The organism is Fictibacillus halophilus, assembly GCF_042680145.1.
GTDB lineage: Bacteria > Bacillota > Bacilli > Bacillales > Fictibacillaceae > Fictibacillus > Fictibacillus halophilus_A.
This window is the reverse complement of record NZ_JBHTNQ010000007.1, coordinates 128,417-142,187: the sequence shown is the minus strand read 5'-3', so window position 1 is coordinate 142,187 and position 13,771 is coordinate 128,417. Positions and strand designations below refer to the sequence as shown.

At 40.8% G+C, this 13,771-nt stretch carries 15 protein-coding genes; 14 read left to right on the top strand and 1 reads right to left on the bottom strand.

All coding sequences use genetic code 11. The annotated features are described in order from the left end of the window. Positions 1-52: 52 nt before the first annotated feature. The 7 genes from ACFQ4X_RS18360 to ACFQ4X_RS18330 all read left to right on the top strand — a co-directional run bounded on the left by ACFQ4X_RS18360 (position 53) and on the right by ACFQ4X_RS18330 (position 5,757). Complete coding sequence (locus ACFQ4X_RS18360; RefSeq protein WP_379837738.1) at positions 53-1,009, top strand: heme-dependent oxidative N-demethylase family protein; 957 nt, start codon at positions 53-55, stop codon at positions 1,007-1,009. Beyond that, complete coding sequence (locus tag ACFQ4X_RS18355; protein ID WP_379837736.1) at positions 1,006-1,461, top strand: dimethylamine monooxygenase subunit DmmA family protein; 456 nt, start codon at positions 1,006-1,008, stop codon at positions 1,459-1,461. Before ACFQ4X_RS18360 ends, ACFQ4X_RS18355 begins: the two co-directional genes overlap by 4 nt. 11 nt (positions 1,462-1,472) lie before the next feature. Then, positions 1,473-2,426, top strand: a complete 954-nt coding sequence (locus tag ACFQ4X_RS18350; protein WP_379837734.1) for a PDR/VanB family oxidoreductase — start codon at positions 1,473-1,475, stop codon at positions 2,424-2,426. A gap of 257 nt (positions 2,427-2,683) precedes the next feature. Further along, positions 2,684-3,856 (top strand): MFS transporter, encoded by a 1,173-nt coding sequence (locus ACFQ4X_RS18345; protein WP_379837732.1) that lies wholly within the window; start codon positions 2,684-2,686, stop codon positions 3,854-3,856. Positions 3,857-3,950: 94 nt separating this feature from the next. Then, positions 3,951-4,181, top strand: a complete 231-nt coding sequence (locus ACFQ4X_RS18340; protein WP_379837730.1) for an excisionase family DNA-binding protein — start codon at positions 3,951-3,953, stop codon at positions 4,179-4,181. A gap of 78 nt (positions 4,182-4,259) precedes the next feature. After that, entirely contained in the window at positions 4,260-5,096 is an 837-nt protein-coding gene (locus ACFQ4X_RS18335) for an STAS domain-containing protein (protein WP_379837728.1), read from the top strand. 136 nt (positions 5,097-5,232) lie between these two features. Next, the gene (locus ACFQ4X_RS18330; RefSeq protein WP_379837726.1) at positions 5,233-5,757 is read left to right on the top strand and encodes a M15 family metallopeptidase; all 525 of its coding nucleotides are present in this window, start codon (positions 5,233-5,235) and stop codon (positions 5,755-5,757) included. A 207-nt stretch (positions 5,758-5,964) separates the two neighbouring features. Here ACFQ4X_RS18330 and ACFQ4X_RS18325 read toward each other — a convergent pair whose 3' ends face one another. Next, positions 5,965-7,626: a glutamine--tRNA ligase/YqeY domain fusion protein gene (locus ACFQ4X_RS18325; protein ID WP_379837724.1), complete on the bottom strand. Its 1,662-nt coding sequence runs from the start codon at positions 7,624-7,626 to the stop codon at positions 5,965-5,967. Between the two features lie 161 nt (positions 7,627-7,787). On the opposite strand from ACFQ4X_RS18325, the gene ACFQ4X_RS18320 reads away from it, so the two are divergent. The 7 genes from ACFQ4X_RS18320 (at position 7,788) to ACFQ4X_RS18290 (ending at position 13,589) form a co-directional block, all read left to right on the top strand. Then, positions 7,788-8,714, top strand: coding sequence for a dipeptidase (locus ACFQ4X_RS18320; protein ID WP_379837722.1), 927 nt, complete (start codon positions 7,788-7,790; stop codon positions 8,712-8,714). A gap of 33 nt (positions 8,715-8,747) precedes the next feature. Beyond that, positions 8,748-9,779, top strand: coding sequence for a P1 family peptidase (locus ACFQ4X_RS18315; RefSeq protein ID WP_379837720.1), 1,032 nt, complete (start codon positions 8,748-8,750; stop codon positions 9,777-9,779). A gap of 258 nt (positions 9,780-10,037) precedes the next feature. Next, a complete protein-coding gene (locus ACFQ4X_RS18310; RefSeq protein ID WP_379837718.1) occupies positions 10,038-10,721 on the top strand; it encodes an SIMPL domain-containing protein in 684 nt (227 codons plus the stop codon). Between the two features lie 49 nt (positions 10,722-10,770). Beyond that, positions 10,771-11,100 carry an ArsR/SmtB family transcription factor gene (locus ACFQ4X_RS18305; RefSeq protein WP_425589405.1) on the top strand — a complete coding sequence of 110 codons (330 nt, stop codon included), beginning with the start codon at positions 10,771-10,773 and terminating at the stop codon, positions 11,098-11,100. Between the two features lie 21 nt (positions 11,101-11,121). Next, on the top strand, positions 11,122-12,048 hold the full coding sequence (locus ACFQ4X_RS18300) for an ABC transporter ATP-binding protein (protein WP_379837714.1): 927 nt from the start codon (positions 11,122-11,124) through the stop codon (positions 12,046-12,048). After that, the gene (locus ACFQ4X_RS18295; protein WP_379837712.1) at positions 12,045-13,142 is read left to right on the top strand and encodes an ABC transporter permease; all 1,098 of its coding nucleotides are present in this window, start codon (positions 12,045-12,047) and stop codon (positions 13,140-13,142) included. The genes ACFQ4X_RS18300 and ACFQ4X_RS18295 overlap by 4 nt, the downstream gene beginning before the upstream one ends. A 24-nt stretch (positions 13,143-13,166) precedes the next feature. Further along, positions 13,167-13,589, top strand: a complete 423-nt coding sequence (locus tag ACFQ4X_RS18290; protein ID WP_379837710.1) for a DUF6526 family protein — start codon at positions 13,167-13,169, stop codon at positions 13,587-13,589. Positions 13,590-13,771 lie beyond the last annotated feature (182 nt).

Here is a 13,771-nt window from a genome sequence, read left to right as displayed (position 1 = left end):
TATAAAATCTATACAATTAAAATTATAAGAATATTCTGTAAAGGGTGAAGACATGAAGTGGATTGATAATCTAGAGAGCTTTCCTTATCCGTTTAGAGGTTCAACCTACCGCTACTCCAATAACTCTATACCTATGAAGTCGCCACTTTGTGTTGAAGTCACCCCAGATTATAAAGAAGAGATGCAATTAAAGCGTACTCTTTTGAATCATCATGCTGAACGCTGCTATCAATCACTACCACACACCATTACTGGACAGTGGGAGATTGTTGAGCTGGTGATTGATCATCTTGCTGCTCAGTATCCAGATCAGTTTTCAGTAGAAAAAAAGGGTTCAAAATGGACATTTAACAACAAAATTTTAGAAGAAAAGCAGGAGTTCACGTTTGGCGGTGAATCAACATTGCCTGAGGAGCCTTTAGCTTTTATAAGCAGGCACGTGCAAGAGGATTTAATACTTATGATGCAGCGGGACGGTGATCTGTATCTCGATGCAGGGCAGCTTTGTTTTCCTGCTAACTGGTCGCTTGCGTTTAACTTAGGCATGAAGTTTAAGAGCATTCACCACCCAATTCCCGGATTTAAAGAAGAAGGGCTGGATGATCGAATTCTGCAATTCCTTATGAGGCTTGAAGCTGGCAACCCATGGGAGAGGAAAAACTGGTCTCTGATGGCTGGAGACAGGCTGGACACTTCTCTTGAGACATTTGATCAATGGGGGAAACTTCGTAAACAGGTGACAAAAGAGAATGCAGGAGAGCTTGTTCATATTCGTGTAGAAGTGCAAAAGCTGTTCAGATTGCCTCGAACAAACGGTATTCTTTTTACGATTCACACTCATTTGCTTTCTCTTGAAAATCTAGTTTCTAACCGGGAATGGTTGAAGCAGTTTCATGACATTCTATCAGAACTTCCACCGCATATAACCGATTACAAAGGGATTTCTCTTTATAAAAATGAGGTTCTTAAATATTTAAGTGAACAGCTAGAAAGCGGGAAAGTTGTATGACCGAAGCAGTTTTTGTTCCTGGTAAAAGAAAGTATGTGTTCTGTAGCGATCAAGAGGGCATGAAGCTTTTATTCAATGTAATAGAACAGGTAAAAGAAGAAGGACGACCTTATGAAATATTTAAAATTGAAGAAAACCAAGATTGTTTGGAGCTAGGCGAATTGTTAAAGAAGCAAAAAATGGGGACGCACCTCTATGTAGCATTACCTTATGCGGGACTGGAGAAAGTTAGAAAGACTGCTGAAGAAATAGGTTTTACTGAGGAAGAAACGCAATACATCGGGTATGGGAAAAAAGTGAAGAGAATTTTTTGCTGCCGTTGTCATGGAATGAATGAAACGGCTGATGTTCAAGCTGATATTCTTTGTAGCCAATGCGGTTTAGAACTATCGATATCCGATCATTACTCAGTTTTTCATAATGCCTTCTTAGGATATGTGTCAAAACTTTAGGAGTGGGTGTTTTGTATAAAGAGAAAACGATTCCGGTTTATGTTAAAGCGATTGAGCAGGAAACTGAATTTATAAGGAGCTTTACATTGGCTTCAGTTAATGAAGAATTGCTCCCTAAGTTTTCAGGAGGGGCTCATATTTCTACATATATTGAAGATGGAGAATTGCTTGTCAGACAATACTCTTTAACTAGTAATCCCGATGATACTAAACATTATCAAATTGCTGTCAGGTTAAGTGATACTTCAAGAGGAGGCTCACGATATTGGCATGAAAAAATGAAAGTCGGCGATCAACTCCAGATCAGCTATCCAAAGAATCATTTTCCCCTTAGCTTTAAAGCGAAGCATCATGTTTTTTATGCAGCCGGAATTGGAATTACCCCATTTTTATCGATGATGAATGAAATTCATTCCAGAGGTACTTCATTCGAACTTCACTATGCTTCTAAAACGGAGGAAGCTTGTGCATTCTATGAATTTCTTAAAGAGCATTATCCAAAACAATGCCGCTTTTATTTTTCTAATAAAAAGCAGCGGGTTGATTCATCTTCCTTAGAAGAACACGCTATTGGAACTCACGTTTATTTTTGTGGTCCTGAGTCATTTATCGCTGACTTAACTGAATCAGCGTATCAATTAGGCTATCCAGCATCAGCTGTACATATGGAACGGTTTACCCCGCCGCAACCTAAAGACATGGCATCTTTTAAGGTTCAACTAAAAGATGGAACTCTTGTAGAGGTTGCGAGGGATCAGACTTTGCTTGAAGCCCTCCTGAACAAAGGAATGAAAGCACCTTATTCATGCAGAGTCGGCAGGTGCGGTACGTGTGAACTCCGGGTTTTAGAGGGAGAAATTGCACACTATGATTCTTTTTTGAGTGAAGAACAAAAACAAAGCCAATCAAGGATTTTAACTTGTGTTTCTCGTGCGAAGTCAGATATGTTGATGTTAGATGTTTAGTCATAAAGGAGTGTCACTGAGTGATTTATATCCAATGTACGAAAACTTTTAGAATAAATAAAACTTCCAGCAGAAAAAGTTGATGTTACCGATGTTGATCCTCTTTATTGCTGGCATGCGAATATATTCTATAAAATGCTAATCTTTTTTAAAAAAGATTAATCGGGTGTATAATTTAAGAGTTCAAACGTTGGTGTGAGTCTGTCTGGAGCTATTTCAGCAGACTTTTTTATTTCATACAGCAAGGAGTTTTCAGATTGAAGCACCGAACTTTATTGGTTTATCTTGTCGCTTTTGCCGCTTTCCTTGGTCCCTTTTCACAGACGATTTATGTCCCTCTCATTCCAGAGGTGACAAAAGAGCTTCATACTACTTCTTTTTTAGTTAATTTTTCGATTTCCATTTATACCATTTTCTTAGCACTCATGCAGATGGTTTATGGTCCTCTAACGGATTCTATAGGACGGCGAAAAGTAATGCTGGCTGGTATTTTTATCTATTTAGTCGCAACGATTGGCTGTTTTCTTTCGGGGTCTATTGAGTCCTTGTTAGTTTTCCGTTCTTTGCAAGCAGTTGGTATTGCAGCGGGTTCTGTTGTTGCTGTAACGGTTATAGGTGATTTGTTTGAAGGGAAAGACCGTATTCAGCCCATGGGAACCTTTCAAATGATGGTATCGCTTGGTCCGGTCCTCGGCCCAGTTGCTGGGGGTTTCTTAAGCGGTTCGTTTGATTTTCATATGATCTTTGTCGCTTTATTATGTGTTGGGTTGATCGTTCTAGCAGGTAACTTTGTTTATTTGAAAGAAACTAAGCCAAAAGCAGATAAGAAACAAGATTTTAAGTTCACAGATTTTATTAACATTCTTAAAAATCGGATAGGATTTTCAGTAATTGGAATTGGATTTATCCAATACTACGCGTTGTATAACTTTCTGGTATTTTTACCTGGGATAATGAGTGAGCGTTATGGCTTATCTGCAGAACAAAAAGGACTTGTATTTCTTCCATTATCACTGGGAATTGTTATTGGAAGCTTCATCGGCGGAAAGCTGCGAAACTTCGACGAAAGAAAAGTTGTTGTAGGCACTGCTTTTCTTAATGTCCTGTCACTATTGTTCTTCATCTTAGTATCAGATGTGTCACTAAGCATGTTAATTGTGTCTATTAGTTTATTTGGATTGTTTTTGGGGATGTCTCTGCCTGTGCAGACAGCATTGCTTACACAGGAATTCCAAACGAACCGTGCGACTGCAATTGGCGCATATAATTTCTTTCGCTATATGGGGATGTCAGTCGGACCGCTATTAGGAAGCTTTCTATTCCATATAGGAAGCTATGATTTAGCATACGGATTTGTAGATGCTGTCTTGTTATTGTTCGCCTTGATAATGAGTAATCAACTGTTAATGAAACGAAGATCATTCCAATAGATTCGGAATGGTCTTTTTTTGGGTATATTGAATGAGCTCGGTTCTTGCGGTAAGCTAAGGTTAAACAAATGTTAAACAAGGGAAGATAAAAATTATGTACATGACAATAAAAGAAACTGCAGAATATTTATCGGTGCCTGAACCGGTAGTAGAAAGTTTAGTTCAGCAAAAGAAAATCCGTACAATTTTTGACGGAACCCAGCACTTGATTAACAAGGAGCAGTTCAATACACACTTTGAACAGCTTGAAAAATATAAAAAGATGGTGGAAGAATATTTAAGTGAACCTATCCCTGAAGACTGGGATGCAAAGGATGAAGATTAACAAACCTAAAAATTGTAAAGACATCAATATCGATATATGATAGAGAGAAAATAGCAGATTGGGGAGAGTGTAAAAGAAATGCATAGAGACAAGGAATTGCATTCTTTTTTAATAGATAAGACATGGCAAATGACTGAGGAATGGTATGCTTCTATCGATAAAAGCAAAGCCACGGGAGTCTATGCTTCTACAAATCTTGAAACCATCGCTACACTAAAAAAGCAGAATCATGAATTTCACCTTCATTTTTGTGAAGTCTTTATTAAAGAGGAGACCGAATTTCTAAAGGACTTTGAACAATGGGTAGTCATGATTGCGAAGGATGATGAGCACTTAAATACACCTGTGACCGTTATCATGAAGGAATTCTTTAACGTCCAGAGACAGTATCTTGGATTCGTAAAGGAGTTTGTGAATTTTCATAAAGGTAAATATTCCCAAGATGTTGTTGATTCTTGGAACGACGTAATAATCAATACCTTTAATAAAATTGTTACTTGGTTCGTTGAAGAAAATCAAAAGTACAGTGAAGAGAAGTTGATCGCACAGCAGGAAATGATTAATGAATTGAGCTCTCCTGTTATTGCACTCAATAATCACATGGGACTCCTTCCGTTGATCGGTGTGATTGATACGGCAAGGGCAAAGCTTATCGTAGAAAATACACTAGAGCAATGTTCTGAAAAAGGAATCTCACATCTTTTAATAGACTTATCTGGTGTTCTTATTATTGATACGATGGTTGCCCAGCAGATCTTCTCTTTAATAGAAACACTCGGCTTGATCGGGGTAAAATCGACACTATCAGGAATCAGACCGGAAATTGCTTTAACCGCAACGCAGCTCGGCCTCTCTTTCGATCAAGTTTCTATTAAATCAAGTCTGGCGCAAGCACTTGCTTCAAAAGAAAAATAATATTTTTCCTAGACTGGGGTCAAACCTGGTCTTTTTTCATGCCTTCTTTTCATAGATATAGAGTAGGGTGAAACATTTCCAGTACACATACGTTAAAATAAAAATAGAATGCTAGATTCTGGGGGGATTTGCTTCGGTGAAATGGATAATAAGAGTAGTATTTGTGTCTTTGTTAGGATTTCTAGTTTTTTTAATCATAGATGAAATGAGAAAAAAGAATGTTCCCATGCCAACTGAGATCCATCCAATCGTTGCTGAAAAAAGAGATCAGCTGATCCAGATAGCTGCTCAAAAAGGTATTACTATTGTGATAACAGATGACTTCCGTTCAGCGGAAGAACAGGATGAACTTTATACGCGCGGAAGAAGTACGGAAGGAACTGTTGTGACGCATGTAGAAGGCGGGGAGTCGTATCATAATTACGGTCTAGCCATTGATTTTGCACTTCAGTTGAAAGACGGAACGGTCGTGTGGGACTTGGAGCGGGATGATAATAAGAATGGAAAGTCGGACTGGATGGAAGTTGTGAGTATTGGGAAAGAATTGGGTTTTTCATGGGGCGGAGACTGGTATGGTTTTAAAGACTATCCTCATCTAGAAATGGATTTTGGCTTAAGTATTCGTGAGCTGCAGTATGGGGAGAGACCTCCAGCAAGATAGAACAGACATTGTCGAAAAGCCTATAAATTCATTTGAAGGATCATAAAATTTTTTAAAGGACCATAAAAAAATTTGAAGGACCATAAAAAATGATGAAGGCTCATAAAAAAATTTGAAGGATCATAAATTCAATTTTGGATATGAATAAGCTATTTATATCAAATTAAAAAGCAGGTTCCCAGACGGAAACCTGCTTTTTATATGTCATTAAAGCTTAAAGGAACTCTTCAACGAAACGATTTGGTTAAATACGATTTTGTCTTCTGTTGTATGCTTTGGATCTACGTTGAAGTAGCCGTGGCGGAAGAACTGGAACTTGTCATGCGGTTGTGCGTCCTTCATGTTCGCCTCGATAAATCCTTGTTTTACGATAAGAGAATCTTTGTTCACATAATCCAAGAATGTTTTGCCTTCGCTGTCTTCTTCGTTTTCCATGTCTGCATCCAGAATTAAAGGCTCATATAGACGGAACTCCGCAGGGACTGCTTGTGTAGCTTCAACCCAGTGCAGTGTTCCTTTTACTTTACGGCCAGTAAATCCAGTGCCTGATTTTGTTTCAACATCATACGTACAATGAAGCTCAATCACGTTGCCGTCTTCATCTTTTATAAAATCTTCGCATTTAATGAAGTATGCATGCTTTAAGCGAACTTCGTTTCCAGGGAAGAGACGGAAGTACTTTTTCGGAGGATCTTCCATAAAGTCTTCACGTTCGATATAAATTTCACGAGAGAAAGGAATCTGGCGCGTTCCCATTTCTTCGTTCTCTGGGTTGATCTCAGCATCCAGCATTTCAACCTGTCCTTCTGGGTAGTTCGTGATTACCACTTTGAGCGGATCAACGATACCCATCGTACGAGGTGCTTTAACTTTCAAGTCTTCACGGATAAAGTGTTCAAGCATTGCCGTATCGGCAGCACCAGAACCTTTTGATACTCCAACAGCTTTTACAAATTCAATGATAGATTCAGGTGTGTAGCCTTTTCGGCGCAAACCAGAGATTGTCGGCATGCGAGGATCATCCCATCCATCAACATAGCTTTCATCTACAAGCTGTTTTAATTTACGCTTGCTCATAACAGTGTTGATCAGACCTAAACGGCCAAACTCGATTTGCTGAGGCTTGCTTTCCATCTCGCACTCTTCCACTACCCAGTTGTAAAGAGGGCGCTGGTCTTCAAACTCAGTCGTACAGAGCGAGTGAGTCACACCTTCAATTGCATCCTCGATCGGATGAGCGAACGCATACATCGGATAGATGCACCAAGTGTCACCAGTGTTGTGGTGAGTAGCATGAGATACGCGGTAAATTACCGGGTCTCGCAAGTTAATGTTTGGCGAGCTCATATCGATTTTGGCGCGAAGAACCTTCTGTCCGTTTTCGAACTCGCCTTTACGCATACGGTCAAAAAGATCTAAGTTTTCTTCAACTGAACGGTTTCGGTAAGGACTTTCTTTGCCAGGCTCAGTTAGTGTCCCGCGGTACTCGCGGATTTCATCAGCGTTAAGATCATCAACGTACGCTTTTCCTTTTTTAATTAGGAGTACAGCGCGCGTGTACATTTCTTCAAAGTAATCGGATGCATAACGAAGGTTTTCCCATTCGAACCCTAGCCATTCAACATCTTTCTTGATAGCATCAACGTATTCTTGATCTTCTTTCAATGGGTTTGTATCATCAAAACGCAGGTTTGTTTCCCCGCCGAACTCATCTGCGAGTCCGAAGTTAATGACGATCGATTTTGCATGTCCAATATGAAGATATCCGTTAGGTTCTGGAGGGAAGCGTGTAACTATCTTTTTGTGCTTTCCGGATTCCAGATCGCTTTGGATGATTGTTTTAATAAAATTAGAAGAACTATTCTCCATCCCGTATCAAGCCTTTCCTTATATGTAAACTAAAGTATACTTTACATTATAACAAAAATAATTTTCAACTAAACGTATTCTTTTATGAGATAGGGATTATATTTAACTGCCCTTAACCTTATAATGATTAAAAAATTATCAAATGAACGGTGGGATTACACATGAATGTCATTGACTTACATTGTGATGCATTACTAAAACTCTGGGAAACAAAAGGGGATTTGCAATATGCCGATGCTCCTGAGCTTTCAACAAATAAAGAACGTCTTCAAAAAGGGAAAGTGAAAGTTCAGTTTTTTGCTATTTTCATAGAGCCGTTCATTCCATCGGATCAAAAGTTTCAGGCTGCACTAGACCAGATTGATTACTTTTACCGTGAAGTGCTTGGCAAAAACCCAGAGATGAAGCATGTGAAGGATTGGGGCGAACTCGCCGCTATAAAAGATGGTGAGATCGGTGCGTTGTTGACGCTTGAAGGTGTTGAAGCAATCGGTGATGACTTAACAAAGCTCAACATTCTTTACCAGCTTGGCGTTCGGCTGATTGGACTGACTTGGAATCATGCAAATCTTGCGGCTGACGGGGCACAAGAACCGCGTGGCGCAGGACTGACCTTATTCGGAAAAGAAATCGTGCAGTTTAATAACAAACATAAAATCCTAACCGACGTATCCCACCTATGTGACCGGGCATTTTGGGACGTAATGGAGATCGCGAAATACCCGTTAGCGAGCCATTCAAATTCTCGTGCTTTGTGTGATCATCCACGCAACCTGACTGATGAGATGGCAAAAGAAATGTTCCAAAAAGGCGGAATTGTTCACGTTGTTTATAACCCTCCTTTTACAAAAAGTGAAGGTTCATCCAGTATTTCTGATTTAATTAAGCATATCGATCACTTCTGCGGACTTGGCGGTGTGAAGCAGATTGGACTTGGATCAGATTTTGACGGGATTGCTTCACATATCGTGGATCTAGAGGACGCTTCTAAAACACAGAACTTAATTAATGAACTTTTAAAACATTATTCAGAAGACGAAGTAAAAGGATTTGCACATCGAAACTTCTTAAACTATCTTCCAAAATAAAATACCATAAAAATTATATGGGGGGTGTAATAGATGAAGGTTCGAGACAGAGGAATAATAGTTGGAACTTTTTCTTCAGGGAAGAAAAACTGTATTACAGATGTAGAAGGTGTGAAGGTCGGTCATGTCACGCTGGATTATCCGATTAATGATACAGAGTATGCATGCACAGGTGTAACGGCAATTTTGCCTCATGATGGCAACCTTTTTCAAGAAAAGGTTACAGCTGCAAGCTATATAATCAATGGTTTTGGTAAAACGACAGGTCTTGTCCAGCTGAATGAACTAGGTGTCTTAGAGTCGCCCATCATGTTGACCAACACGTTTGGCGTGCCGGCTGTTACGCAAGGAACGTTGCAGTACATGCTGGAGCAAAACCCTGAGATTGGTGACACAACGGGAACGGTGAACGTGGTCGTAGGAGAGTGCAATGACAGCTATCTGAATTCAATCCGCCATTTTCCTGTAAAACCGGATCATGCAATCGAAGCAATATTGAAGGCGAAGGATGAAGCTGCCGAGGAAGGTGCAGTCGGTGCTGGAAAAGGAATGATCTGCTTTGGTTATAAAGGCGGAATTGGAACATCTTCGCGCGTCGTATCTGAAAAATACACGTTAGGATGTCTCGTACTCAGTAATTTTGGCAAGAGGGAAGAATTTAAATACTCTCATTCAAAAGGTGAAAAAACAGAGGGGTTATCAGAAACGAGTGATGGCTCCATTATGATTGTACTCGCGACTGATGCCCCATTAAGCGACAGACAGTTGTTAAGAGTTGCGAAACGGTGCGGAATTGGACTTGGACGAACAGGCAGCCACTTCAGCAATGGCAGCGGGGATATCGTGATTGCTTTTTCCACGGCACACAAAATCCCTCATTTTAATGAAAAAGAAACTGAAATACGCACGCAGCTGCGAGAAGATCTTCCTATAATGAACGAACTCTTCACGGCTGCTGCAGAAGCAACAGAAGAAGCCATACTTAATTCGTTATCTCAAGCCGAAACGACAACAGGCCGAAATGGGCATACTGTTTCAGCTTTTCCTTTTAGACGAGTTGAGTAGGATCACCGCGTGAAATGTAAGACAGTTGGCGTGGAACTCAAAGGATTCTGCGTGAAACGGAATACTTTTTGCGTGAAACTAGAGCGGTTTGGCGTGGAACTCACCCTCTTTTGCGTGAACGTGTAATAAAATAAAAGAACATGTACCGTAAATACTAGAATTGGCCGCCTAAAATGAATGAGGCGGTCTTTTTGCGCCTTCTTTTATTCACTGTCCTTGCATAGCTTTTATGGAATAGATAGTGAAAGGAGCTTTGCTATGTATTACAGTCTGCCGGGGTATCAAAATATGGGTTTTAGACAGCCGAATGACCAAACAAAACTAAATCGATTAACCGTTACAGGTGAAGGTACCGTTTCAGCTGTACCTGATCAGGCGATGATAACAATCGGGGTAATTACCGAGAACATGAATCTAAGTATGGCACAAAAAGAAAATGCTGCTAAGACATCGGCTGTTATTAATGCATTGATGTCATTAGGGATTTCTCAGCAGGATATTCAAACTTCTTCTTACCGGATTGAACCGCAGTATAACTACGAAAACGGTCAGCAGACATTTCGCGGATATCGGGTGGAACATCAGCTTCAAGTAACTGTAAAAGACATTAGCAAAACCGGTCAGGTGATCGATCAAACTGTCGCGAGCGGTGCAAATTCTGTTTCGTCTATTCAGTTTACTGTATCGAATCCAGATGCTTTTTATAATCAAGCGTTAACTGCAGCTATTCAAAATGCGCAGCAAAAGGCAGTGGCTATGGCGAGAGCTCTGCAAGTCACTCTCCAGCCTGTTCCGATCGTCGTTCAAGAACTTTCACAGCCTTTGCCGCCAAGCCCTGTTCCTTTTCAAGCAGCAACACTGGCACAAGGAGCTGGAACCCCGATTCAGCCTGGGGAAAATAAAATTACTGCTACTGTAAAAATCGAATACACGTATAGCTAGGACAGGTATAAATTGACAACTTCTATTGCCGCGCATTATACTTAACCAAATGGTTAAATATAATGCTGAAAATTTGAATGATGTGTTTTCTGTTTTGTCAGATCCAACAAGAAGGAGTATTATCGAGCAGCTGTCAAAGGGAGAAAGGAGTGTCCAGGAGTTAGCAGAGCCTTTTGATATGTCGCTGCCTGCGATCTCAAAGCATTTAAAAGTTTTAGAGAATGCGGGTCTTGTAACGCAGCGGAAAGAGGGGCGTTACCGGTACTACTCTATAAAACCAGATTCGATGGATGGCGCATGCGAGTGGATGGATGCTTTAAAACAGTTATGGTCAAGATTTGAAGATATGTTTGGCTGCAGTAAAAACAAAAAGCAGTGATTAATGTTTGGAGTGTGAAAAATGGAGTCTCAGCAAGAAATTATTAAAGTTCAGGGATTGGTCAAACGGTATGGAGATTTCACTGCAGTGGATGGCAGTGAGTTCTCCGTACATAAAGGAGAAGTATTCGGTCTGCTTGGACCAAATGGTGCTGGAAAAACAACGACACTTGAAATGCTGGTCGGACTTCGTAAACCAGATGAAGGTACAGCAATTGTAGGCGGGTTTGATATTACTCGTGAGCTCGATAAAGTAAAAGAAGTTATTGGGGTTCAGCTTCAATCTACAACACTTTTTGAACTCTTGACGGTTGAAGAAATCCTTCATCTGTATGGCAGTTTTTATCGTGAGCACATATCGATTCCTGATTTGATTGAGGATATGCTTTTAACAGAGAAAAAGAACAGCCGGATTAAGGGAATGTCAGGAGGTCAGAAGCAGCGTCTTGCGATTGCTCTGGCACTCGTTCATGATCCGCAGATTATCTTTTTGGATGAACCGACAACAGGGTTGGATCCCCAAGCCCGCCGGACGCTTTGGGATATTATCTTGCGTTTAAAAGACCGGGGTAAAACGGTCGTGCTGACGACTCATTACATGGATGAAGCACATGTTTTATGTGACAGAATTGCGATTATGGATCAAGGTAAGCTTATTGCTCTCGATACGCCTAGTGAGCTCGTGAAGAATCTTCAGTCCGATAGTGCAGTAGAGTTCCGTTTTGATGAAGAAGCGGATGTGGTGCTGTCTGAAATAGAAGGTGTTAAACAGGTTGGAAGTCAGAAGGATGTACATATTCTTTATACGGATAACTTGCAAAATACGCTTACGAGTTTAATTGCTATAGCTTCTGAAAAAGAGCTGAAACTGGTTGATCTGCAAACAAGAACGGCAACGCTGGAAGATGTATTCATTCATATGACAGGAAGAAGGTTAAGAGAAGGATGAGAGCATACTATCAACTGACTTTAGCCCAGCTCCGGATTTTCCTTCGAAACCGGCAAGTATTGTTCTGGACGCTCGCTTTTCCGATATTTTTAATGATTATGCTCGGGGCGTTCTTAGGAAACGGCAATGGCATCTCTTTAACGGTCGCCGTAGTTGATCAAGACAACAGTGAGCAGTCGAAGGTTTTAGTGGAGGAACTGAAGAAAAACAAAGCGATTTCACTTGAGAAAAGTTCGGATGAAAAGGATATGTTAAAACAGCTGAAAGATGGTGACTTGCAATTAGTTTTAACCATTCCTGAAGGCTATGGCAAGAGTGTGGATGCAGGCGGGAATGCTGAGCCATTCCAACTGCCAGTCTATTATAACGAGACGAATCTAACCGTTTCACAGGTTGGTCTGCAGCTCGTGAATAATGCGGTAGATACAATTAGTAAAAAACAAGTAGATTACAAGCCTGCTGTTGTGACAGATTCTAAAGGTGTAGAAGCCTTGAACCTCCGTTACATAGATTTCCTTGTGCCTGGAATCGTTGCGATGATGATCATGAGCAACAACATGAACGGTGTGGCCGGTCAGATTTCCTCATGGCGCGAGCGCGGAATTTTGCGGAGGATGCAGGGAACAACATTGAAGGCATCAACATTTATTGCAGCTCAAATAACAGCTCGATTTATGCTGAACGGTTTGCAGGCAATGATCGTGCTTGGCGTTGCCTGGGCGGCGTTCGGAATTGAAGTTCGCGGGTCTTGGCTTACGGTCATTGCGTTCGTAACACTCGGAACGTTAGCTTTCATGGCTATAGGTTTTATTATTGCAGGTATCGCGAAAACTCCTGAGAGTGCTGGACCAATCGCTGGATTCCTGTCCTTTCCGATGCTGTTCTTGGGCGGGGTGTTTTTCCCGATAAAAGATATGCCGGAGTTTCTTCAGCCGATCGTGCAGATTCTGCCGATTGCACATCTCAGTCATGCACTTCGGGAAACGATGAACGTGGGGGCATCATTCATGGACCTCGGCATGGAAGCTATTATTCTAGGCTGCTGGCTCGTTGGAGCGTTTATTGCGGCAAGCTTTACGTTTAAGTGGGAGTAATTTAATAGAGAAAGAGGAGAAAAGATGGAGACACAAAACTATAAAAATCATGCACGCATGCATCCGATCTATCATTATGTATTGAGTTTACTAGTAGTTGGGGGACTAATTGCAAGTATCGTTTATCTGTTTAAAGCGGAGGATACTTTTTTAGGGGTACTTTTAATGGTGATGTCACTGAGCTTGGCGGTTACTTTTGCCTTATTGCGCTTGTACCCGTTAAAAGCACAAGACCGTGCGATTCGTGCTGAAGAGAACCTGCGTTATTATGTGTTAACAGGCAAGCTTTTGGATGCGAAGCTAACACCAGGACAGATTGTGGCATTGCGTTTCGCACCAGATAACGAGTTTCCAGGATTAGCAGAAAGAGCTGCTGCAGAAAACATGAAACCAAAAGAAATTAAACAAGCGATTAATAACTGGAAAGCAGATCATTACAGAATCTAAGGAAAAAAGGCAAATTTCAAGTCTTTTTGTTGATCTTAAATAAGAAAAACGTGGCTCAAGAGGGTGATTGTTCCCTTCTGAGCCTTTTTATTGTGTTTATAAATCCAATAATCTAGCAACTTGAGCGAAAATCAGCAGGTTAAGGGTGGTTCGACAAGCATCTTGAGCGAAAAACAGCATGT

Bases quoted from the DNA above. Each gene is read 5' to 3' on its own strand.
- ACFQ4X_RS18355 (WP_379837736.1), top strand. From the start codon at position 1,006: ATGACCGAAGCAGTTTTTGTTCCTGGTAAAAGAAAGTATGTGTTCTGT.
- ACFQ4X_RS18340 (WP_379837730.1), top strand. From the start codon at position 3,951: ATGTACATGACAATAAAAGAAACTGCAGAATATTTATCGGTGCCTGAA.
- ACFQ4X_RS18295 (WP_379837712.1), top strand. From the start codon at position 12,045: ATGAGAGCATACTATCAACTGACTTTAGCCCAGCTCCGGATTTTCCTT.
- ACFQ4X_RS18335 (WP_379837728.1), top strand. From the start codon at position 4,260: ATGCATAGAGACAAGGAATTGCATTCTTTTTTAATAGATAAGACATGG.
- ACFQ4X_RS18305 (WP_425589405.1), top strand. From the start codon at position 10,771: ATGGTTAAATATAATGCTGAAAATTTGAATGATGTGTTTTCTGTTTTG.
- ACFQ4X_RS18320 (WP_379837722.1), top strand. From the start codon at position 7,788: ATGAATGTCATTGACTTACATTGTGATGCATTACTAAAACTCTGGGAA.
- ACFQ4X_RS18300 (WP_379837714.1), top strand. From the start codon at position 11,122: ATGGAGTCTCAGCAAGAAATTATTAAAGTTCAGGGATTGGTCAAACGG.
- ACFQ4X_RS18325 (WP_379837724.1), bottom strand. From the start codon at position 7,626: ATGGAGAATAGTTCTTCTAATTTTATTAAAACAATCATCCAAAGCGAT.
- ACFQ4X_RS18360 (WP_379837738.1), top strand. From the start codon at position 53: ATGAAGTGGATTGATAATCTAGAGAGCTTTCCTTATCCGTTTAGAGGT.
- ACFQ4X_RS18290 (WP_379837710.1), top strand. From the start codon at position 13,167: ATGGAGACACAAAACTATAAAAATCATGCACGCATGCATCCGATCTAT.
- ACFQ4X_RS18310 (WP_379837718.1), top strand. From the start codon at position 10,038: ATGTATTACAGTCTGCCGGGGTATCAAAATATGGGTTTTAGACAGCCG.
- ACFQ4X_RS18315 (WP_379837720.1), top strand. From the start codon at position 8,748: ATGAAGGTTCGAGACAGAGGAATAATAGTTGGAACTTTTTCTTCAGGG.